General features: G+C 64.9%; 14 protein-coding genes and 3 rRNA genes. 4 read left to right on the top strand and 13 right to left on the bottom strand.

Features of this window, described 5'->3' with window-relative positions; translation table 11 throughout:
* Nucleotides 1-4 precede the first annotated feature (4 nt).
* A complete protein-coding gene (locus C6V83_RS03835) occupies nucleotides 5-1,138 on the top strand; it encodes a class I SAM-dependent methyltransferase (RefSeq protein ID WP_234353848.1) in 1,134 nt (377 codons plus the stop codon).
* Between the two features lie 89 nt (nucleotides 1,139-1,227).
* On the opposite strand, the gene C6V83_RS03830 is transcribed toward C6V83_RS03835, so the two are convergent.
* The 5 genes from C6V83_RS03830 to C6V83_RS03810 form a co-directional block, all read right to left on the bottom strand.
* On the bottom strand, nucleotides 1,228-1,821 hold the full coding sequence (locus C6V83_RS03830; RefSeq protein ID WP_407646238.1) for a TetR/AcrR family transcriptional regulator: 594 nt from the start codon (nucleotides 1,819-1,821) through the stop codon (nucleotides 1,228-1,230).
* 238 nt (nucleotides 1,822-2,059) lie between these two features.
* Nucleotides 2,060-3,568 (bottom strand): aldehyde dehydrogenase family protein, encoded by a 1,509-nt coding sequence (locus C6V83_RS03825; protein ID WP_105941275.1) that lies wholly within the window; start codon nucleotides 3,566-3,568, stop codon nucleotides 2,060-2,062.
* Between the two features lie 157 nt (nucleotides 3,569-3,725).
* Entirely contained in the window at nucleotides 3,726-4,883 is a 1,158-nt protein-coding gene (locus C6V83_RS03820; RefSeq protein ID WP_105941274.1) for an acetyl-CoA C-acetyltransferase, read from the bottom strand.
* Nucleotides 4,884-4,919: 36 nt separating this feature from the next.
* Nucleotides 4,920-5,735, bottom strand: a complete 816-nt coding sequence (locus tag C6V83_RS03815; protein WP_105941273.1) for an SDR family oxidoreductase — start codon at nucleotides 5,733-5,735, stop codon at nucleotides 4,920-4,922.
* Complete coding sequence (locus C6V83_RS03810) at nucleotides 5,732-7,018, bottom strand: acyl-CoA dehydrogenase family protein (protein ID WP_105941272.1); 1,287 nt, start codon at nucleotides 7,016-7,018, stop codon at nucleotides 5,732-5,734. Before C6V83_RS03810 ends, C6V83_RS03815 begins: the two co-directional genes overlap by 4 nt.
* Before the next feature lie 42 nt (nucleotides 7,019-7,060).
* Between C6V83_RS03810 and C6V83_RS03805 the strand changes: the two genes are divergently transcribed.
* Complete coding sequence (locus tag C6V83_RS03805; protein ID WP_105941271.1) at nucleotides 7,061-8,602, top strand: FadD3 family acyl-CoA ligase; 1,542 nt, start codon at nucleotides 7,061-7,063, stop codon at nucleotides 8,600-8,602.
* A 32-nt stretch (nucleotides 8,603-8,634) separates the two neighbouring features.
* Here C6V83_RS03805 and C6V83_RS03800 read toward each other — a convergent pair whose 3' ends face one another.
* Complete coding sequence (locus C6V83_RS03800) at nucleotides 8,635-9,378, bottom strand: GAP family protein (RefSeq protein WP_105941270.1); 744 nt, start codon at nucleotides 9,376-9,378, stop codon at nucleotides 8,635-8,637.
* Nucleotides 9,379-9,593: 215 nt separating this feature from the next.
* On the opposite strand from C6V83_RS03800, the gene C6V83_RS03795 reads away from it, so the two are divergent.
* The gene (locus C6V83_RS03795) at nucleotides 9,594-10,058 is read left to right on the top strand and encodes a DoxX family protein (protein WP_105941269.1); all 465 of its coding nucleotides are present in this window, start codon (nucleotides 9,594-9,596) and stop codon (nucleotides 10,056-10,058) included.
* A 1,089-nt stretch (nucleotides 10,059-11,147) separates the two neighbouring features.
* Here C6V83_RS03795 and rrf read toward each other — a convergent pair.
* The 5 genes from rrf to C6V83_RS03770 all read right to left on the bottom strand — a co-directional run bounded on the left by rrf (nucleotide 11,148) and on the right by C6V83_RS03770 (nucleotide 19,204).
* Nucleotides 11,148-11,264 (bottom strand): 5S ribosomal RNA (rrf, locus tag C6V83_RS03790).
* A gap of 205 nt (nucleotides 11,265-11,469) precedes the next feature.
* A 23S ribosomal RNA gene (locus C6V83_RS03785) occupies nucleotides 11,470-14,615 on the bottom strand.
* 504 nt (nucleotides 14,616-15,119) lie between these two features.
* Nucleotides 15,120-16,643, bottom strand: a 16S ribosomal RNA gene (locus tag C6V83_RS03780).
* The 16S, 23S and 5S rRNA genes sit together here, the layout of an rRNA operon.
* Before the next feature lie 445 nt (nucleotides 16,644-17,088).
* Entirely contained in the window at nucleotides 17,089-18,606 is a 1,518-nt protein-coding gene (gene lysS / locus C6V83_RS03775; RefSeq protein WP_105941268.1) for a lysine--tRNA ligase, read from the bottom strand.
* 175 nt (nucleotides 18,607-18,781) lie between these two features.
* Entirely contained in the window at nucleotides 18,782-19,204 is a 423-nt protein-coding gene (locus C6V83_RS03770; RefSeq protein WP_105941267.1) for a hypothetical protein, read from the bottom strand.
* Between the two features lie 244 nt (nucleotides 19,205-19,448).
* On the opposite strand from C6V83_RS03770, the gene C6V83_RS03765 reads away from it, so the two are divergent.
* Nucleotides 19,449-21,146: a TIGR03767 family metallophosphoesterase gene (locus tag C6V83_RS03765; protein WP_105941266.1), complete on the top strand. Its 1,698-nt coding sequence runs from the start codon at nucleotides 19,449-19,451 to the stop codon at nucleotides 21,144-21,146.
* A gap of 20 nt (nucleotides 21,147-21,166) precedes the next feature.
* Here the strand turns inward: C6V83_RS03765 and C6V83_RS03760 are convergent, their stop codons facing one another.
* Nucleotides 21,167-21,967 carry a type III pantothenate kinase gene (locus C6V83_RS03760; RefSeq protein WP_105941265.1) on the bottom strand — a complete coding sequence of 267 codons (801 nt, stop codon included), beginning with the start codon at nucleotides 21,965-21,967 and terminating at the stop codon, nucleotides 21,167-21,169.
* Nucleotides 21,967-22,392, bottom strand: a complete 426-nt coding sequence (gene panD, locus C6V83_RS03755) for an aspartate 1-decarboxylase (RefSeq protein WP_105941264.1) — start codon at nucleotides 22,390-22,392, stop codon at nucleotides 21,967-21,969. Before panD ends, C6V83_RS03760 begins: the two co-directional genes overlap by 1 nt.

Below are 22,392 nucleotides of genomic sequence, written 5' to 3'. Positions count from 1 at the left end.
ACTCGTGGATCAACCGGTGGACCTCAGCGCGCTGCGACGCTTTCCCGACGTCGAGGGACCGGGCCTGGCCGCCGCCGACGCGGCCGACCGGCTGCTCCTCGACGAGGGCGCCGCCGCCATAGCCGGCACCGCACCGGGTGCGCTGGTGGTGGTCGACGATGCGTACGGAGCCCTCACCCTGGGCGCCGCCGAGACAGGCGCCCGGCGAATCCGGGTGCATCAGGACCTGATCACCGGCGAACGCGCCCTCGCCGCGAACGCCGAACGCCTCGGCCCCGCCGACCGGTTCGACTCCGTGCCGTTGGGGCCGGAGACGTTCCGCGGCGCGACGACGGTGCTGCTCCGGCTGCCCCGCGCCCTCGACCGGCTGGCCGAGGTCGCCGCGCTGATCGCCGCATACGCCGATCCGTCCGTCCGGCTGTTCGCGACCGGGCGGATCAAACACATGTCGGTGTCCATGAACGAGGTCCTGCACACCGTGTTCGACCGAGTCGACGTGACCCGTGCCCGTCAGAAGTCTCGCGTGCTCATCGCCTCGGGCCCACGCGTATCCGACGGCGCGCACGCGACCGCGGAGTGGCCTCGCCGACTGAACCACCCCGACCTCGGCCTGACCGTCGTCGCACACGGCGGCGTGTTCGCCGGCACCCGGATCGACATCGGCACCAGGTTCCTGCTCGACCAGTCGCCGCAGTTCCCGGACGTCGCCTCAGCCGTCGACCTCGCCTGCGGATCCGGCGTGATCGCCGCCGCTCTCGCGCGACGCCACCCCACCCTCCGGGTGACCGCCACGGACCGTTCGGCCGCCGCGGTGTCGTCGGCCCGCGCGACCGCCCGCGCCAACGGCGTCGCCGACCGGGTGGTCGTCGTGCCCGCCGACGGCGCCGAGACGCTGCCGAACGCGACGCAGGAACTGGTGCTGCTCAATCCGCCGTTCCACAGCGATGCGGCGCTGAGCACCGGGATCGCCGAGCACTTGTTCGTCGAGGCGGCTCGCGCGCTGCGACCCGGCGGCGAACTGTGGTGCGTGTGGAACTCACACCTGCGCTACCGGCCGGCGTTGGAGAGGATCGTCGGGCCGACCCGGCAGATCGCCCGGAATCGCAAGTTCACCGTCACCGCCTCCGCGCGGCGCTGATCCGACGCCCGGATCCCCGGCGATTCCAGGGCACGGCGGAAACCTGCCTTCCTTTTGTTCCAGAAACGGCAACAAAGGGAAGGTGAATTTCACCTCGGAAGGATCCCGTCGAGCACCACCGACAGGTACTGGCCGGCGATCTGGTCCACGCTCTTGGGTCCGCCGGGCCGGTACCAGCGCACTGCCACCCACACGGTGTCGCGCAGGAAACGGTAGACCAGCTCGACATCGAGGTCGGCGCGGAACTCGCCGTCGTCGACGCCGCGCCGCAACACCGATTCCCACAGCTCCCGGAACTCGACGTTGCGATCGGCGATGTAGGCGAAGCGCTCCTCGTCGGCCAACCGCCGCGCCTCATTCTGGTAGATCGCGACAGCGGTGTGCTGCGCGTCGATGGACTCGAACGATGCGATCACCAATTGTCGCAAGGTGTCTGCCGCGTTCAGGCCCGCGCCGACGATCTCCCGGTATCGCGCGAAGAGATCGTCGAGGAAGCCTCGGAGCAGTTCGTCGACCATCGACTCTTTGGAGTCGAAGTGGTGGTACAGGCTGCCCGAAAGGATGCCTGCCGCATCGGCGATGTCGCGGACCGTCGTCGCCCGCAGCCCGCGGTCGGCGAACAGATCGCCGGCGATCACCAGCAGTTCGTCGCGCCGCGAACCGCCCGTCGTTCTCGCAGCCACCGGCATGCCTCCTCGTCGTCCCTGTCGCTGATCGAGCGAAGTCGAGATCCGCCTCGCTGATCGAGCGAAGTCGAGATCCGTCTCGCTGATCGAGCGAAGTCGAGATCAACCCTAGCAATTGCTTGGTCGCCGGTCGGGAAGAACACCCGCCGGACACGACGCCGCCCCGGCACCGTGAGGGAGAGGTACCGGGGCGGTTCTCGACGGCGGTCCACGCTGCGCGGACCGCGGAGCGAGCTCAGCGCTTGTTGACCTTGCGCAGGGCGCGGCCGTTGAGGAACTTCCACATCTTCATCTGCGAGTCGACGAGCTTGCCGTCGAAGCCGGAGAACGGCGGCGTGACCAGGTCCGCGAACTTGAACGGCAGCCTGGACACGAACACCGCGCGCTCATGGGTGAAGGTGTCGAAGCCGAACTTTCCGTGGTAGTTGCCCATGCCCGAGCGACCGACGCCGCCGAACGGCAGATGACCGGTGAGCAGGTGCATGGCGAAGTCGTTGCCGCTGATCGAGCCGCTGCGGGTGTGATCGGCGACGTGCGCGAGGCGCTCGTTGTCCTTGCCGACCCAGTAGAGAGTGAGCGGATGGCCGGCCGAGTTGATCTTGTCGATCGCCTCGCTCTGCTCCCGGTAGGGGTACACCGTCAGCACCGGACCGAAGACCTCGTCCTCCTCGATCTTCATGCCGGCCTTGACCCCGGTGAGCAGAGTCGGCGGGATCTTGCGCGTCGGCGCGTTCGGCAGATCCTCACCCGCCGGGATCACCTGGTGCTTGGTCGCCCCGAGCTCCACGGCGTCCTCGATCAGCCCGACGATGCGGGTGTAGTTCTTCTCGTTGACCGTCGAGGTGTACTGGGTGTTGTCGACGATGCTCGGGAACATCTTGGTCCAGCGCGCGAGCACCTTCTCGGTGAACTCGCCGACCTTGCCCTCGGGAACGAAGACATAATCCGGGCACAGGCAGACCTGGCCGCCGTTGATCATGCGGGCATCGGCCAGGAAGTTCGCCGCCTCAGTGATGTCGGTGTCGAGGTCGACGATGGCCGGATTCTTGCCGCCGAGCTCCAGGGTCACCGGAACCAGATTCTTCGCGGCCTCTGCGGCCACCGAGGCGCCGACCTCGGGGGAACCGGTGAAGAACATGTGGTCCACCGGAAGCTTCGCGAAATCCGCGCCGCCGCCGTGCGCGGAAGTGACCACGGCCAGTTCCTCGATCGAGAAGTAGTCCGGAGCCACCCGCGCGATCACCTCGGTGGTCTTCGCGGTGACCGACGAGGGCCGCATCAGCACGCGGTTGCCTGCGGCGAACGCCGAGCCCGCGGGCACAAAGGTCAGCTGCAGCGGGAAGTTCCAGGGCCCCATGATGCCTACCACGCCCAGCGGGTCGTGGCGCAGGCGCTGCTTGAGCCCGAGCATCCCCTGCAGCTTGGCGACGTTGGTCTCCTCCATCCACTCGGCGACGTGCCGGCGCTGATCGGTCAGATCGATCAGGCAGCCTGCGACGTCGGTGGTGACCGAGACCTCGCGCGGGCGAGTGCCGAAGTCCTCGTTCAACGCCGCCGTGATCTCCTCGGCATTGTCGAGAAGAAGCTGACCGAGCCGCGCGATCCGGTCGATCCGGGTCGCGGCGTCGGGGATCCCGTCGCGCAGAAACGCAGCCTTCTGGATCTCGAGCAGTTCGCTGAGGGTATGCGCTTCGGAGGACACCTTGTCTCCGGCGCGCGCGGTCTTCTCTACTGGCTTGGTCATCCGACCCTCCACACTTCCGGTGAGATTCTTGACGGCGGGCCGATGGAACGACAGCCCGGCGCTCGTCTCAATGCTACCTCAGCGAATGAGGTGTATCACAGTGCGGCGACGTCGCCGACGAGGGCATCCGCGCCCGGGTCAGCCCAGCCGTTCGACGTCAACCCAGCCGTTCGACGATCGTCACGTTCGCGGTGCCACCGCCCTCGCACATCGTCTGCAATCCGTAGCGGCCACCGGTGCGCTCCAGCTCGCACAGGAGCGTCGCGAAGAGTTTCGCCCCGGTGGCCCCCAGCGGATGGCCGAGGGCGATCCCGCCGCCGTTCGGGTTGACGCGCTCGGGATCGGCGCCGGTCTCCTTCAGCCAGGCGAGCACCACCGGCGCGAACGCCTCGTTGATCTCGACGACGTCGATCTCGTCGATCGTCATCCCGGATGTGGCGAGCGCGTGCGCGGTGGCCGGAATCGGTGCGGACAGCATCATGACCGGGTCGTCGCCCCGCACCGTCATGTGGTGAATCCGCGCGCGGGGAGTGAGACCGTGCTCGGTCAGGGCGCGCTCGGACACCACGAGAGTGGCCGAGGCGCCGTCGCAGATCTGGGAGGCCATCGCCGCGGTCAGCTCGGTACCGGGCACCAACACGTCGAGCGAAGCCATCTTCTCCAGGCTCGTCTCGCGCGGGCACTCGTCCACCACGCACTCGCCCAACGGGACGGTCTCGGCACCGAACCGGCCGTCCGCGATCGCCGCTCGCGCCCGCTGATGGCTGCGCAGCGCCCATTCTTCGGAGTCCCGGCGCGCGATGCCCCACCGCTTCGCCATCATGTCGGCGCCGACGAACTGGCTGATCTCGGCGTCCCCGAAGCGCTCGGTCCAGCCCACCGATTCCGCGGTGGGAGTGGTGAACCCGAACTCCTGACCGGCGATCATCGCCTGGCTGATCGGGATGGCGCTCATGTTCTGCACGCCCCCGGCCAGCACCACGTCCTGGGTGCCGCTCATCACCGCCTGCGCGGCGAAGTGGATCGCCTGCTGACTCGAACCGCACTGCCGGTCGACGGTGGTGCCCGGAACGCCGAGCGGCATCCCCGCCGCCAGCCACGCGGTCCGCGCGATGTTGCCGGCCTGCGGGCCGATCGTGTCGACGCACCCGAAGACGACGTCGTCGACAGCCTCCGGGTCGATGCCGGTGCGCGTGAGGATCGACGAGATCACGTGCGCACCGAGGTCGGCCGGATGCACATGCGCGAGCGATCCACCGCGCTTGCCGACGGGGGTACGGATCGCATCGACGATGTAGGCCTGCGGACTGGACATGGGGAGGACTCCTCTGTGCTGCGGCGGCGGTGACGATCAGGCGCGCTGACTCGAGATCGAGACGGTCTCGCCGGTCAGGTAGGTGGTGTAGCCCGAGGCGAGCATCGCGATGGTGGCGGCGATCTCCCACACCTCGGCGGCCCGACCGTAAGCCTCGCCGGCGGCGAGCTGGTCGAGCAGGTCGTCGCTGGTGACCTTGGCCAGGAACGGGTGCCGGGCGATCGACGGCGCGACGGCGTTGATCCGCACGCCGTAGTCGGCGGCCTCGAGCGCCGAGCACCGGGTGAGCGCCATGACGCCGGCCTTGGCCGCTGCGTAATGGGCCTGACCGCGCTGGGCCCGCCATCCGAGCACGGAGGCGTTGTTCACGATCACCCCGCCGTGCCCGGCATCGCGGAAGTACCGGAGCGCTGCGCGGGTGGCGCGGAAGGTGCTGTTCAGCGTGATGTCCACGACCCGGTCCCACTGTTCGTCGGTCATCTCCGCCACCGGGGTCTCGCCGCCGAGCCCCGCGTTGTTCACCAGCAGGTCGATCCGCCCGAGCCGTTCGGCGGCGGCGGCGATCAGCGCGTCGACCTGGGCGGTGCTCGAGACGTCGCACACGACTGCGGTGACCGTCCGCTCCGGGAACTCGGCGGCCAGCGTTTCCCGGGTCTCGGACAGCCTGCGTTCGTGGAAGTCCGAGATCAGCACGTCGGCGCCCTCGAGCAGCAGACGACGGGCGGTCGCGAAACCGATGCCGGTGCCGGCCGCAGCGGTCACCACGGCGCGCTGTCCGGTGAGCAGGCCGTGTCCGCCGATTTCCGCGGGCGGGGAGGCCAGCGGTGAGACGGGCCGGTCGGGACGGGTCATGGTCGTGCCTCTCGCGGAAGGCCGAGCACCCGCTCGGCGATGATGTTGCGCTGCACCTCGTTCGAGCCGCCGTAGATCGTGTCGGCGCGGGTGAAGAGCAGGAGACGCTGCCATTCGTCGAGCTCGACGTGCAGCGGGTCGTGGACGTGGTTGGGGCGGCCCTGGGTGGTCTCGTCGGGGCCGAGCAGGATCGGTGCGCCGATCACGTCGGCGGCGAGCTGCCCGAGGTCGCGGTGCCAGTTGGCCCACAGCAGCTTGGCCACCGAAGCGGCTCCGTCCTGCGAGGTGACGTCGCCGCCGAGGGCCCGTCGAGCATGCGCGTTCATCACGTGCAGACCGACGCGCGCGCGACGGAGCCTGCTCGCGATCTCCGGATCCGCCATGGCCCCGTTGCGCTGCGCGGCCTCGACGAGCTGGTCGAGTTCCCGAGCGAAGCCCACCTGCTGACCGAGCGTGGAAACTCCGCGCTCGAACTGCAGCAATGCCATCGCCACCTTCCAGCCGTCGCCGGGAGCCCCCACCATCAGGTCGGCGCCGGTCTCCGCGCCGTCGAAGAAGACCTCGTTGAACTCGCTGGTTCCGGTGATCTGCTGAATCGGGCGGATGGTGACACCCGGCTGATCCAGCGGTACCAGGAGAAAGCTGAGACCGCGATGGCGCGACGACCCCTTCTCAGTCCGGGCGAGCACGAAGATCCACTGCGAGAGATGTGCCAGCGAGGTCCAGATCTTCTGACCGTTGATCACCCACCGGTCGCCCTCGAGCTCGGCGGAGGTGCTCACCCCCGCGAGGTCGCTGCCTGCCCCGGGTTCGGAGTAGCCCTGCGCCCACAACTCGGTGACGTCGACGATCCCGGGCAGGAACCGCCGCTGCTGTTCGGGCGTCCCGAACTCGATGAGGGTCGGCCCCAGCAGTTCTTCTCCCAGGTGATTCACCCGCGCGGGGGCGTTCGCTCGCGCATACTCCTGGTGAAAGATGATGCGCTGCTCGATCGTGGCCCCGCGCCCGCCGTGGGCGACGGGCCAGCCAAGACACGTCCAGCCGGCGGCCGCGAGGTGGCGATCCCACTCCAGCCGCTCGGCGAAGAATTCGTGTTCGCTGCCGGGACCGCCGCGCCCCCGCAATCGCGCGAATCTCCCGGTCAGGTTCGTCGTCAGCCAGTCCCGCACCGCGGCGGTGAAGACGGCCGCGGCGTTCGGTGTTCGCGCGGCCCATTCACCCAGGTCGAGACTGCGGTCGGCGAGCTCGATCGCGTCATCCCCGGGGTTCGGTCGAAGGGTCATGAGACCTAGCTTAACCGACCAAGCGTTTGCTAGGTTTTGATCATGCCGACGACGCCCACGACCACACCCGCCGCGCTGCTCCGCGCACGTGATCTCTGGCCGGAGGCCACCGCGATCCGGGACACGCAATGGGGCGAGCCCGTCGAACTCACGTGGGCGGATCTGACCGCAGAGGTCGAGACCTTCGCGGCGGCCTTGGTCGCGCTGGGCGTCGAACCCGGGGACCGGGTCGCCGTGTGGGCGCCGAACAGCTACCACTGGCCGATCGCCGCGCTGGGCGTGCATTTCGCCGGCGCGGTGTTGGTGCCGCTGAACACGCGGTACACCGTCAGCGAGGCCCGGGACATCGTCGCCCGGTCAGGCGCGCTGGTCGTCGTCGCCGCAGGAGCGTTCGCCGGGGCCGATCGGCTCTCCGAAGTCCTCGGATCGCCGATCGCCGAGAACCGGACCGTGATCGGCATCCCGCTCACCGACGCGGTTCCGCCCGGGGCGCTGCCGTGGGACCGCTTCTTGGCCACGGCGACAGACGAAGCGCGGGCCGTCGTGCGTCGCCGGGTCTCGGCCCTGCGGCCCGACGATCTCTCGGACATTCTGTTCACCTCCGGCACCACCGGCGCGCCGAAGGGCGTGCTCGCCGAGCATCGGCAGACGGTGGCCGGGGCACGAGCCTGGGGCGCCAACGGCGGACTGAGACCCGACGACAGCTACCTGATGGTCAATCCCTTCTTCCACACGTTCGGGTACAAGGCAGGCATCCTGCCGTGCGTGCTGTTCGGCGCGACGATGCTCCCTCTCGCCGTCTACTCCCCGACGCAGGCCATGACGACGGTGGCCACCGAGCACGCCACCGTGTTCCCCGGCGCCCCGACGATCTTCCAGACGATCCTCGACCACCCGGATCGAACGCACTACGACCTCACCAGCCTCCGGCTCGTCGTGACCGGGGCGACCGTCGTCCCTGTCGTGCTGGTCGAGCGCCTGCAGTCCGAACTCGGCGTACACACCGTGTTGACCGCGTACGGGCAGACCGAGACCAGCGGGTTCATCACCACGTGCACTGCGGACGACGACGCCGAGACCGTCGCACGGACGTGCGGACGGCCGTTCGACGGCATGGAGGTCCGACTCGGCGAGAACGGGGAAGTGCTGGCCCGGGGGGCGATGGTGATGCGCGGCTACCTCGACGACCCGAAGGCCACGGCGGAGACCGTCGACGACGACGGCTGGCTGCACACCGGCGACGTCGGGACGCTCGACGAGCACGGCAACCTGACGATCACCGACCGACTGAAGGACATGTACATCTGCGGCGGTTTCAACGTCTATCCCGCCGAAGTGGAACAGGCGCTGACTCGCCTTCCCGGAGTGACCGAGGCGGCCGTGATCGGGGTGCCCGACGAGCGTCTGGGCGAGGTCGGCGCCGCCTTCCTCACGCGAAGGCCCGACAGTGACGTGACGGTCGACGAGGTTCTGACCTACGCGGCAGAGCACCTCGCGAACTTCAAGGTGCCACGCACGGTCGCCTTCGTCGACGAGTTCCCGCGGAACGCCTCCGGCAAGATCCTCAAGCGCGAACTCGGCTGACCACCGGACCTACGACGACGTGCCCAAGGCCGTCAGTCCGCCAGCCCGAGGCCCTCGCCGAGGAAGATGCCGCCCACCACGACGAGCACGACGAGGGTGATCGCGGTCATGTTGGCTTCGATCCAGTGCCGCGCCTCCAGCAGGGAGTGCTCCACCTTCGCCCCGCCCACCGCAGCGACCAGGAGCGGCAGAAGAACGCCGGCGGCCGCGAGCACGGCGAAGACGGCGACGATCACCCACTGCTCGGCAGCGGGAACCTGCGCCTGCCCCAGCTGAGCGCCCGCACTGATGCCCAGCGGAATGTTCTTGATGATCAGGACTCCCTGAGCAAGTCCGACGACCAGGCAGGCCCAGATGCCCAGTCCGTCGAGCCGACCCATGATGCCCTTCTTCTCGTCCGGCTCCAGGTCGAGCATCTCCTGTTCGACGACCTCCGTCGGCGACGACGGTGCACCGGCGCCCGCCGTCATCCGGTCGCGGCGAGGCCGCTTGATCCACGTGACTGCCGCCAGCACGAAGAACAGCACGCCGAACACGAGGTGCAAGATGTCGATGCCGCCCGCGGTCCCCGTCGCGTCCTCTTCATCGGCGACGTCGGTCACCAGCATCGGAATCAGGGTGATCACGAACATCGCGATCCACCAGCCGACTGCGAAGAACAGTGCGCGCGCACGGCCGTTGGCCCCGAGCAACAAGATGAGGGCGGTGGTGATCGCCAATGGGCTCAACGCCAGCCCCATCGCCAACCCGAACGTACTGCCCAGCGCTTGCCACATATGAACGGCCTTCCTCCCCTGAGCGGACCTGCTGGTGCGGCCAGGCGCCGCAACGGTCTCGCGCTCACCGAGTAAACCACGCCCAGGCGCGACTGTTCGGCACAGGTCCGACCCGTTGCCGACTGCGCACACTGACGGTTAATCCGCGGCCGATGCGCCAGTGACCCGCATCACTTCTGCTCGCATATCAGGACCTATGCCGTCAACATTAGGCAATGCTACCCTTGCTTAGTCGGGCCCAGCCGTGGGCCATCACCGCATTCCGCGTCGTCGTCGGGTTCCTGTTCTTCTGTCACGGCGCCTCGACCCTCTTCGCGTGGTTCAAAGAACCGTACGAGGGAGGCACCGCCGACTTCGGGGCCTGGCCGTCGTGGTGGGCGGGGGCCATCGAGTTCGTCGCGGGCGCCATGATCATCGCGGGCCTCGGCACCCGGATCGCCGCGTTCATCGGCTCTGGAACGATGGCCGTCGCGTACTTCTGGAAGCACACCGACGGTCTCCTGCCGATCCAGAACGACGGCGAGACCGCCGCCCTCTTCTGCTGGGCGCTGTTCCTGCTGGTGTTCATCGGACCGGGCCGCCTGGCCCTGGATTCGCTGATCGTCCGGAACGGCGACGAGCCGACTGCCTCGACTGCGAAGACCGACGGCAGCAACGCTCCCGAACCGGTCAACGCCTGACCGTTCACCGACCACCTCCCCCCCCCCCCCCCCCCCCCCCCCCCCCCCACGGCCGGGGGGCGCGAGCCAGACCTCGCGCCCCCGGCCTTCCTGTTGCTGGTTGCGCACGCGAAGCCGAGTCACGACTCCTTTCGGAGGTTGAGCGAGCGAAGCCGAGTCTTCGATAGTTGAGCGAGCCGCCGTGTCGTTGGTTGAGCGAGCCACCGTTTCGTTGGTTGAGCGAGCCACCGTTTCGTTGGTTGAGCGAGCGGAGCGAGTCGAAACCACGCCGTCCGCCGTTTCGATGGTTGAGCGAGCGGAGCGAGTCGAAACCCCGCCGTCCGCCGTTTCGATGGTTGAGCGAGCGGAGCGAGTCGAAACCACGCCGTCCGCGGTCTGCCGCACGCCTGGTTCGGTGTCCCGCGACGGTCGTGGCGTCGTCGCGACGGTCGGGTGTGGGAGCGACGGTCGGGTGTGTCGCTGGTGTGCTCGGTCGTCGCGGTCGTGTGCCGAGTGTCGCGGCTGGCGGGGGCGGGTGCGGGGCCGGGGTGGTTTCGACTCCGGCTCACTGCGTTCGCCGGGCTCAACCAGCGAAAGACCAGTCTCGCGTCTAGCCGGCGCACCCGACCGTGGGGTGGGCCGCCGTTTCGATGGTTGAACGAGCCCCTGTTTCGATGGTTGAGCGAGCGGAGCGAGTCGAAACCGGACCGTGTGACGCTCCCTCGATGGTTGAGCGAGCGGAGCGAGTCGAAACCGGACCGTACGACGCTCCCTCGATGGTTGAGCGAGCGGAGCGAGTCGAAACCACGCCGCCCGCGTTCTGCCGCACGCCTGGTTGGGTGTCCGCGACGGTCGTGGGACGGTCGCGACGGTCGGCTGTGGGAGCGACGGTCGGGTGTGTCGCTGGTGTGCTCGGTTGTCGCGGTCGTGTGCCGAGTGTCGCCGCTGCCAGGGGGCGAGTAGGGGTGGGTGGTTTCGACTTCGGCTCACTGCGTTCGCCGGGCTCAACCAGCGAAACAGCAGTCTCGTCTCTGGTCGGCCCGCTCAACCGTGGGGATGTGAAGAAGGCCCCCGGAACCTAGGGGTTCCGGGGGCCTTCTCTGTGGTTGTGTTCGGCGGTGTCCTACTCTCCCACACTGATTAAAGTGCAGTACCATCGGCGCTGGAGGGCTTAGCTTCCGGGTTCGGAATGGGGCCGGGCGTTTCCCCTCCGCTATGGCCGCCGTAACTCTGTGAAATTAACGGTTGCGCGGGGCGCAACGATGAACGACTGAAGGCTGTAATTCATTTGATAGCGGCCTACGGCCACAACGAACCTCCTTCGTCGCTTCGTTGTCGAATCTCCTACGTCGATTCGAAAAACCCGCGTGTGCGTGTTATTTCAGAGGTGCATAGTGGATGCGTAGCGTTCAAGTCTTGGTGTTTGGGTGTTGTTGGTAAGTCCTCGGCCGATTAGTACCAGTCACCTGAACACATTGCTGTGCGTACAGTTCTGGCCTATCAACCCCATGGTCTGTAGGGGGCCTTACCCCACCAATGGTGGGTGAGAAACCTCATCTTGGAACAGGCTTCCCGCTTAGATGCTTTCAGCGGTTATCCCTTCCGAACGTAGCTAACCAGCGGTGCTCCTGGCGGAACAACTGGCACACCAGAGGTTCGTCCGTCCCGGTCCTCTCGTACTAGGGACAGGTTTCCTCAAGTTTCTAGACGCGCGCGGCGGATAGAGACCGAACTGTCTCACGACGTTCTAAACCCAGCTCGCGTGCCGCTTTAATGGGCGAACAGCCCAACCCTTGGGACCTACTCCAGCCCCAGGATGCGACGAGCCGACATCGAGGTGCCAAACCATCCCGTCGATATGGACTCTTGGGGAAGATCAGCCTGTTATCCCCGGGGTACCTTTTATCCGTTGAGCGACACCGCTTCCACTTGCCGGTGCCGGATCACTAGTCCCGACTTTCGTCCCTGCTCGACATGTACGTCTCACAGTCAAGCTCCCTTGTGCACTTGCACTCAACACCTGATTGCCATCCAGGCTGAGGGAACCTTTGGGCGCCTCCGTTACATTTTAGGAGGCAACCGCCCCAGTTAAACTACCCACCAGGCACTGTCCCTGAACCCGATCAGGGTCCGAGGTTAGAAGCCCAATACGATCAGAGTGGTATTTCAACAACGACTCCACACACACTGGCGTGCCTGCTTCACAGTCTCCCACCTATCCTACACAAACCGTACCGAACACCAATACCAAGCTATAGTGAAGGTCCCGGGGTCTTTTCGTCCTGCCGCGCGTAACGAGCATCTTTACTCGTACTGCAATTTCGCCGAGTCTGTGGTTGAGACAGCAGAGAAGTCGTTACGCCATTCGTGCAGGTCGGAACTTACCCGACAAGGAATTTCGCTACCTTAGGATGGTTATAGTTACCACCGCCGTTTACTGGGGCTTAAATTCTCAGCTTCACCACCACAAGGGTGATTAACCGGTCCTCTTAACCTTCCAGCACCGGGCAGGCGTCAGTCCGTATACCTCGTCTTACGACTTCGCACGGACCTGTGTTTTTAGTAAACAGTCGCTTCTCTCTGGTCTCTGCGACCACCCCCAGCTCAAGCAGCAAGTGCCGTCACCAGACGTGGTCCCCCTTCTCCCGAAGTTACGGGGGCAATTTGCCGAGTTCCTTAACCACAGTTCTCTCGATCGCCTTAGTATTCTCTACCTGACCACCTGTGTCGGTTTGGGGTACGGGCCGTGTACCAACTCACTAGAGGCTTTTCTCGGCAGCATAGGATCACAGAATTCACCTCAACGGCTACGCATCACCTCTCACACACCATGAGACACGGATTTACCTATGCCTCGTGCTACCGGCTTACACCACGACAACCAACCGCGTGGCCCTGCTACCTTCCTGCGTCACCCCATCGCTTGACTACTACACACAAGGTCCCACGCAGCCACACCCAGAACACCCCGAAGGATGAAAAAGATGCTTTTGGGTGGTTAGTACATGCGATTCGTCACTGGGCGCGGATACACGGGTACGGGAATATCAACCCGTTGTCCATCGACTACGCCTGTCGGCCTCGCCTTAGGTCCCGACTCACCCTGGGCGGATTAACCTGGCCCAGGAACCCTTGGTCATTCGGCGGACAAGTTTCTCACTTGTCTTTCGCTACTCATGCCTGCATTCTCACTCCCACACCCTCCACAACCCGTCACCAGACTGCTTCCTCGAGTGCAGGACGCTCCCCTACCCAACCACACCACTACACCACCCCCCACAGGAGATGATGGATGTTACACGTGTGATTGCCGCGGCTTCGGCGGTGTACTTGAGCCCCGCTACATTGTCGGCGCAGGACCACTTGACCAGTGAGCTATTACGCACTCTTTCAAGGGTGGCTGCTTCTAAGCCAACCTCCTGGTTGTCTCAGCAATCCCACATCCTTTTCCACTTAGTACACGCTTAGGGGCCTTAGCCGGCGATCTGGGCTGTTTCCCTCTCGACTACGAAGCTTATCCCCCGCAGTCTCACTGCCACGCTCTCACTTACCGGCATTCGGAGTTTGGTTGACGTCAGTAACCTAGTAGGGCCCATCGGCCATCCAGTAGCTCTACCTCCGGCAAGAAACACGTGACGCTGCACCTAAATGCATTTCGGGGAGAACCAGCTATCACGGAGTTTGATTGGCCTTTCACCCCTACCCACAACTCATCCCCTCCATTTTCAACTGAAGTGGGTTCGGGCCTCCACCACATCTTACTGTGGCTTCACCCTGGCCATGGGTAGATCACTCCGCTTCGGGTCTAGACCCAGCGACTCAACACGCCCTATTCAGACTCGCTTTCGCTACGGCTACCCCACCACGGGTTAACCTCGCCACTGAGCACTAACTCGCAGGCTCATTCTTCAAAAGGCACGCCATCACCAACCACCCCAAAGGGTGCGCCAGCTCTGACGGATTGTAAGCGTCCGGTTTCAGGTACTATTTCACTCCCCTCCCGGGGTACTTTTCACCTTTCCCTCACGGTACTCGTCCGCTATCGGTCACCAGGAAGTATTCAGGCTTACCGGGTGGTCCCGGCAGATTCACAGCAGATTCCACGAGCCCGCTGCTACTCGGGAAACACCGAAGCCAGGCATTGCGTTTTCAGTTACCGGACTCTCACCGTCTACGGCAGACCATCCCAGGCCACTTCACCTAACACAACACTTTCTCACTGACCGCTATGCCGGCAGACACAGCAACGATGCTCCCACAACACCACACGCACAACCCCTGCCGAGTATCACATACGCGCGGTTTAGCCTCATCCACTTTCGCTCGCCACTACTCACGGAATCACATATTGTTTTCTCTTCCTATGGGTACTGAGATGTTTCACTTCCCCACGTTCCCCCCGCACCGGCTATACATTCACCGGGCGGTAACACCACACAACTGGTGCTGGGTTTCCCCATTCGGACACCCTCGGATCACAGCTCGTTTGACAACTCCCCGAGGACTATCGCGGCCTACCACGTCCTTCATCGGCTCCTGGTACCAAGGCATCCACCGAACGCCCTAAAACACTTACAACAACACCCACAAACACACCCCACACCCCACCAGCCCCCAAAAAAAGAGACCAGCCAGGCTGCGAGACACGAATGTGGACACCTACACACAACATGAGTAAAACTGAATCTTCGTTAAAAGAACAGAAACCATAAATCGTATAAATTGCAGTACAAACACCAAAACAAGATTTTTGATGCTCGCATCCACTATGCACTTCTCAAACAACACACACCCACCCACCCCAGACACGCACCCAACCAGCACGCCGAAAGTCAGTGAACACCAAGAAAACCCCTCCACCCCCAAACACCCCCAAGGGTGCCGGCAGCAGGCCTGTTTCCTCAGAACCCCGATAGTGTGTGACATCCGCTACGCCGGTCACCCGACCGCAGCCCACCCCGCACCGATCCGTCACAGTGACGAACCAGCACACCCAGGATGGCTTCTCATGTTTCACCCTCGAACAAACACACAGCCGGCCATGAACAGACCAGAAACTGTTTGTTGTAGTTTGCTCCTTAGAAAGGAGGTGATCCAGCCGCACCTTCCGGTACGGCTACCTTGTTACGACTTCGTCCCAATCGCCGATCCCACCTTCGACGGCTCCCCCCCTCACGGGTTAGGCCACCGGCTTCGGGTGTTACCGACTTTCATGACGTGACGGGCGGTGTGTACAAGGCCCGGGAACGTATTCACCGCAGCGTTGCTGATCTGCGATTACTAGCGACTCCGACTTCATGGGGTCGAGTTGCAGACCCCAATCCGAACTGAGACACGCTTTAAGGGATTCGCTCCACCTCACGGTATCGCAGCCCTCTGTACGCGCCATTGTAGCATGTGTGAAGCCCTGGACATAAGGGGCATGATGACTTGACGTCATCCCCACCTTCCTCCGAGTTGACCCCGGCAGTCTCCTGCAAGTCCCCACCATTACGTGCTGGCAATACAGGACAAGGGTTGCGCTCGTTGCGGGACTTAACCCAACATCTCACGACACGAGCTGACGACAGCCATGCACCACCTGTACACCAACCACAAGGGAATATGTATCTCTACATACATCTGGTGTATGTCAAACCCAGGTAAGGTTCTTCGCGTTGCATCGAATTAATCCACATGCTCCGCCGCTTGTGCGGGCCCCCGTCAATTCCTTTGAGTTTTAGCCTTGCGGCCGTACTCCCCAGGCGGGGTACTTAATGCGTTAGCTACGGCACAGAATCCGTGAAATGGACCCCACACCTAGTACCCACCGTTTACGGCGTGGACTACCAGGGTATCTAATCCTGTTCGCTCCCCACGCTTTCGCTCCTCAGCGTCAGTTACTACCCAGAGACCCGCCTTCGCCACCGGTGTTCCTCCTGATATCTGCGCATTTCACCGCTACACCAGGAATTCCAGTCTCCCCTGTAGTACTCAAGTCTGCCCGTATCGCCTGCACGCCTGCAATTGAGTTGCAGGATTTCACAGACGACGCGACAAACCGCCTACGAGCTCTTTACGCCCAGTAATTCCGGACAACGCTCGCACCCTACGTATTACCGCGGCTGCTGGCACGTAGTTGGCCGGTGCTTCTTCTCCAGGTACCGTCACCCAAAAGCTTCGTCCCTGGCGAAAGAGGTTTACAACCCGAAGGCCGTCATCCCTCACGCGGCGTCGCTGCATCAGGCTTGCGCCCATTGTGCAATATTCCCCACTGCTGCCTCCCGTAGGAGTCTGGGCCGTGTCTCAGTCCCAGTGTGGCCGATCACCCTCTCAGGTCGGCTACCCGTCGTCGCCTTGGTAGGCCATTACCCCACCAACAAGCTGATAGGCCGCGGGCCCATCTCACACCGCAAAAGCTTTCCACCACCAACCATGCGATCAGTGGTCATATCCAGTATTAGACCCAGTTTCCCAAGCTTATCCCAGAGTGCAAGGCAGATCACCCACGTGTTACTCACCCGTTCGCCACTCGAGTACCCAGCAAGCTGGGCCTTTCCGTTCGACTTGCATGTGTTAAGCACGCCGCCAGCGTTCGTCCTGAGCCAGGATCAAACTCTCCAACAAAAACACAATCAGAGAAAAGACCTGACCAAAAAACAATCCAAAAAAATCAACTGGCAAAAAAATCAATCTCATCCAAAAAGACAGACCAACTCACACCAGATGACAAAACAAATGGCACAAGAAAATCCATCACACACTATCGAGTTCTCAAAAAACACACACCCACCAACACGCCCAAACACACAGCCCGAACGAACATCAGCAAGCAAGAGTCACGCCACCCGACACACGGGCAACTGGTCCAGTCTAAGCAACTGGAGTCTTGGCAGTCAAGTCGCTGTGTCCGGAACCACACGCGGTCTCCCTCGGCGGTTCCAGGCGCCTCGCCTGGCCAGCTTCGCTCCCTCGCGGTCGCTGAAGCCTTGATTAAGTTAGACGACTGCGGCCCGCATTGACAAATCGGCTGGTCACAGCCGATTTGGGTGCCAGGCGAACTACCGCGAGCTCAGCTGTCGACGCGGGGCTTCACCAGCGGGAACAACACGGTTTCCCGAATACCGAGGCCGGTCAGCGCCATCAGCAGCCGGTCTATGCCCATGCCAGTCCCCGTCGTCGGAGGCATCGCGTACTCCATCGCCGTCAGGAACTCTTCGTCGAGCACCATCGCCTCGTCGTCTCCGGCCGCTGCGAGCCGGGCCTGGTCGACGAAGCGCTCGCGCTGGATGATCGGATCGACGAGTTCGGAGTAGCCGGTCGCCAGTTCAAAACCGCGGACGTACAGGTCCCACTTCTCGACGACTCCGGGCACGCTGCGATGGGCCCGGACGAGCGGTGAGGTCTCAACCGGGAAGTCGCGGACGAACACAGGTTGATCGAGCTTGGCCCCGACGAGGTGCTCCCACAGCTCTTCGACCAACTTGCCGTGGCCGTAGCCCTTGTCCCGGGGTACCTCCAGCCCGACGTCGTCGGCAATCGCCAGCAGCTCCTCGACGGAGGTCTGTTCCGGAACGATCTCGCGTCCGAGGGCCTCGGACAGCGACGGATACATCTCGACGCTCAACCACTCGCCGCTCAGGTCGTATTGCGTCCCGTCGGGCATCGTCGGGGTGAGGGTCCCCAGCGCGCCCATCGCGACCGATTGCACCAGCTCGCGGATCATCGTCGCGGAGTCGTTGTAGTCCCCGTATGCCTGGTAGGTCTCCATCATCGCGAACTCCGGGGAGTGCGTGGAGTCCGCACCTTCGTTGCGGAAGTTCCGGTTGACCTCGAAGACCTTCTCGATCCCACCGACCACACAGCGCTTGAGGAACAGCTCCGGCGCGATCCGCAGGTAGAGGTCCATGTCGAACGCGTTCGAGTGGGTGACGAAGGGCCGCGCTGCGGCACCGCCGTGCAACGTCTGCAGCATCGGGGTCTCGACCTCGAGGAAGCCGCGTTCGGTCATGAACTTGCGAAGCTCGGACATGACCTGCACCCGGGTCCGCGCGATCTCGCGGGCCTCCGGCCGAACGATGAGGTCGACGTACCGTTGTCGTACTCGCGACTCCTCGTTCATCTCCTTGTGTGCGACGGGGAGCGGACGCAGTGCCTTGGAGGCCATCTGCCAGTGGTCAGCCATCACCGAGAGCTCGCCGGTGCGTGAGCTGATCACCTGACCGTGCACGAAGACGATGTCGCCGAGGTCGACGTCGGTCTTCCACCGCGCCAGAGACTCTTCGCCCACCCCGTTGAAGCTGATCATCGCCTGCAGTTTGGTGCCGTCGCCCTCCTGCAGTGTGGCGAAGCAGAGCTTGCCCTTGTTCCGCAGGAAGATCACGCGTCCAGCGACGCCGGCCTCGACGCCGGTCTCGGTACCGGCCTCCAGGTCTGCGTACTGCTCACGCAGTTCGGCGAGGGAGTGCGTGCGCGCTACGCCGACCGGGTACGCCTCGCGACCCTCGCCGAGGATTCGTTCACGCTTCTCGCGGCGGATCCGCAGCTGTTCGGGGGTCTGGTCGTCGCTCTCTGGCAGGTGGTCGCTCACGAGGTATCAGATTAGGCCCGCTCCAGGTGCTCGCGCGAATTCGGACGGGCCGGGGTCTCGACTCCGCTCGACCAACGAGGGACCTCGTCGCCCGACGAGCCGCCCCGTGGATGGTCTCGACTCCGCTCGACCAGCGAGAGAACCGCACGACCGATGAGTCACGCGACGACGACCGTCAGCTGAAGTAGGCGTGTCCCTCGGCGGCGACCGACCCGGTGATGCCGGCCGCTCGGAGCGCGCGGTAGCCGCCGACCAGGAAGCGCGCACCGCCGACGCCCCGGGCCTGCAGGTGCCACGCGAGCCACTCGGCGTCGTATCCGCCGTCGGTGACGAGCAGCCACCGGGCATCGCGCGTCGCCGACCGCAGCGCTCCCGGCGCACCGGGAGTGAGCAGGTCGAGCGCGTCGTCGAGGTCGAGGGCCAGTGCACCCAGGAGCGCACCGTGCGCGCGGCGCGCCTGCGCACTGCGGAGATCGACGACGACGGCGCCGTCGTCGATCATCCCGCGATACTGTGAGGTCTGTGCCGAGATCGGCGCGGGGGCGTCGGCGAGGGAGCCGAAAGAAGTGGTGACGGGGACGTCGAAGGCGAGTGTCATCGCAAAGGTCCTCAGGTGATCGGAACGAGCGGGAGGGTTGGTTGAGGGAGCCGACCGCAGCAAGCGGCTTCAGCTCTGACAACACTCCTGACAGCTCTTGATCACGACGACAATTGTGCCACAGCCGTCCGACACCGCAGAAGAGTTATGTGCACGGTTGCGCCGAACCCTCGATTACCAGGCAAGACCTTCTCGATACACGAACGAATTCACAGGTAATGTGGCAGCCGTTACAGTAATCGCCATGCCGTGTTCACATCACTGTGCCGACGATGATCGTTCCGGTCTCTCCCGCCGCACCTTCCTCGCCGCCGGCGCCGCGGCGGCCGGTGCGCTGGCCGTGGCGAGCGGGGGTGCGGCCCGCGCTGAGCCCGGAGCCTTGTCCAGCGCTCGCGTCGCGGGCACGACGCTGGCCGGCGTCGCGGTTCCGGGACCGGCCCGCAAAGGCGGCTACCGCCGGCTCACCGCGGGGCCGGGCTGGCCGCTGGTGATCCGGCAGGATCTCGCCGCCGCACAGAGCGCGCGCGAGAACCGTCGGGAGGCCGTCGCATCGTTCGTGCAGTTCACCGACATGCACATCACCGACGTGCAGAGCCCGGCACGCTTCGAGTACGTGCACCAGCTCGCACACTCGGCCTTCCGCCCGCAGGAGACGCTCACCACCCAGGGCGCGGTGGCCCTGGTGAACCGCGTCAACTCCCTCAAGTACGGGCCGTTCACCGGCCGGGCCTTCGACTGCGTGGTGACCACCGGGGACAACACCGACAACCGCGAGGACGTGGAACTCACCTGGTTCCAGCGCGTGATGTCCGGCGGCGACATCACCCCGAACACCGGCGCCCGCGGCCGCTACGAGGGGGTGCAGTCGTTCGGCTCGTCGCTCTACTGGCAGCCGGACAGCGACCGCTTCGACATCTACAAGGAACGCGGCTTCGTCCAGATCCCCGGGTTCCTGCGCGCGGCGATCCGAACGCACCGGAGTCCCGGCCTGAAGACGCCCTGGTACGCGGTGTTCGGCAACCACGACGACCAGTTCCTCGGCACCGTTCCGAACAATGTCATCGACTGGATGTACACCGCGGCGGTCAAGTTCGACCTCCCGGCGAGCGATCCGGCGGCTGCACAGATCGGCCGGGCGATGCAGACCAATCCGTCGGCGCTCGGACCCATGCTGGCGCAGCTGCGGATCACGGGGCCGTCGTACGCCGTGACCCCGGATGCACGACGACGCCCGTTCAGCAACGCCGAATTCGTTCGCAGGCACTTTCACCCCTCGGTCACCGGCCCGGGTCCGGTCGGCCACGGGTTCGCCGCGCCGGACGGGCCCACCTACTATGGCTTCCAGATCGCGCCGGGGCTGCGCGGGATCGCCTTGAACACCTGCAACACTCTCGGTATCGCGGACGGCTCGATCAGCCAGGTGCAGCTGGACTGGATGGAGCGCGAGCTGCGCCGCCACCGCGATCAGCTGGTGATGGCCTTCAGCCACCACACCTCGACGACGATGACCGCCAAGCTGCCGAATCCGGAGACGCCCGGCCAGGCCCAGTACGACGGCGGGCAGCTGGTGGAGGTCCTCAAGCGGCATCCGAATCTGATCGCCTGGGTGAACGGTCACACGCACAAGAACGAGATGACCGCGCACCGCGGCAGCACGCCCAAGCACAGCTTCTGGGAGATCAACACCGCCAGCCACATCGACTTCCCGCAGCTGGCGCGGATCCTCGAGGTGGTCGACAACCGCGACGGCACGCTCTCGATCTTCACCCCGCTGATCGAGGCGGAGAGCCCGTACACCGCTGACGAGAACAATCTCTCCCCGCTCGGCCTGGCCAGTCTCTACCGCGAGCTCTCGTACAACGATCTGCACCAGGACGACGACCTGCTCGGCAAGGTCTCCGATCGCAACTGCGAACTGCTGCTTCGGCATCCGCTCCGCTGACGCCGGACTCCCGGCATCGGTCATCGGGCCCGAGTCGCCTTCGCCCGCTCGTGCACGCGACGCAGTCCGTCGAGCGTGAGGTGCGGGAGGTGATCGGTGAGGGTGCGGCATTCGTCGTACATCAGCGGCGCCTGATAGCCCGTCGCGACGACGGCGACGTCGTCGCCGCCGAAGCCCGGAACCCCGGACCTGATTCGTTCGACCAGGCCGTCCACCTGGCCGGCGAACCCGTAGAGGATCCCCGACTGCAGCGCCTCGACGGTGTTCTTCCCGAGGACGCCGCGGGGCGGAAGCAGTTCCACCCTGCGGACCGTGACGGTGTGATCGCTGAGAGCCTGCACACCGAGGTTCACCCCCGGTGCGATGGCGCCGCCGAGGAACTCGCCCTTCGCCGTCACCGCGTCGATCACCGTCGCCGTTCCGAACGCGACGACGATGCACGGCCGGTCCGGAAAGTTCGCATGCGCCGCAAGGGCATTCGCGACCCGGTCGGTGCCGACTTCTTTCGGATTGTCGACGAGCAGCGGGATCCCCGTGCGTACGCCTGGTTCCAGCATCACGTGAGGGCCGTCGCCGAAGTAGCGCGGCAGCATGGCGCGGATCTCCCGAAGCAGCGACGGGACGGTGGAGAGGGCTGCCACCGCCGTCACGCGTTCGATGTCGTCGCCGAGCAGACCGCGCAGCGTCAGCGCGAGCTCGTCAGCGGTCAGGTTCGGATCGGTGTGGATGCGCCAGTCGCGCACCAGCGCCGCATGGTCGCCGAAGCCCGCGAACACCCCGAGATGGATGTTCGTGTTCCCGACGCTGACCGTCAGGAGCATCAGGCAGACGCACCGGCGAGTTGCCGGGGATCCTTGAGTCCGGAATCCGCGGGCACGTCGGCCGGATCGTCGGTGAGCGAGACCTGGCGGTTGTGCTCGTCGACGAAGACCACCTTCGGCGAGTAGCTCGCAAGCTCCTCCTCGCTCAGCATGCCGTAGGCGATCAGGATCACCAGGTCGCCGGGATGGACGAGATGCGCTGCCGCGCCGTTGATTCCGATCACGCCGCTGCTGCGCTCGCCGGCGATCACATACGTCTCCAGGCGAGCGCCGTTGTCGATGTCGACGATGTGGACCTGCTCGCCTTCGAGCAGACCGGCGGCGTCGAGCAGATCCTGGTCGACGGTCACCGAGCCGACGTAGTGGAGATCGGCCTGCGTCACGCGGGCCCGGTGGATCTTGGACGTCATCATGGTGCGGAACAT

The organism is Gordonia iterans (assembly GCF_002993285.1).
Taxonomy (GTDB): Bacteria; Actinomycetota; Actinomycetes; order Mycobacteriales; family Mycobacteriaceae; genus Gordonia; species Gordonia iterans.
The sequence above is the reverse complement of the archived record's forward strand: the minus strand, read 5'-3'. Positions and strand labels throughout refer to the sequence as shown.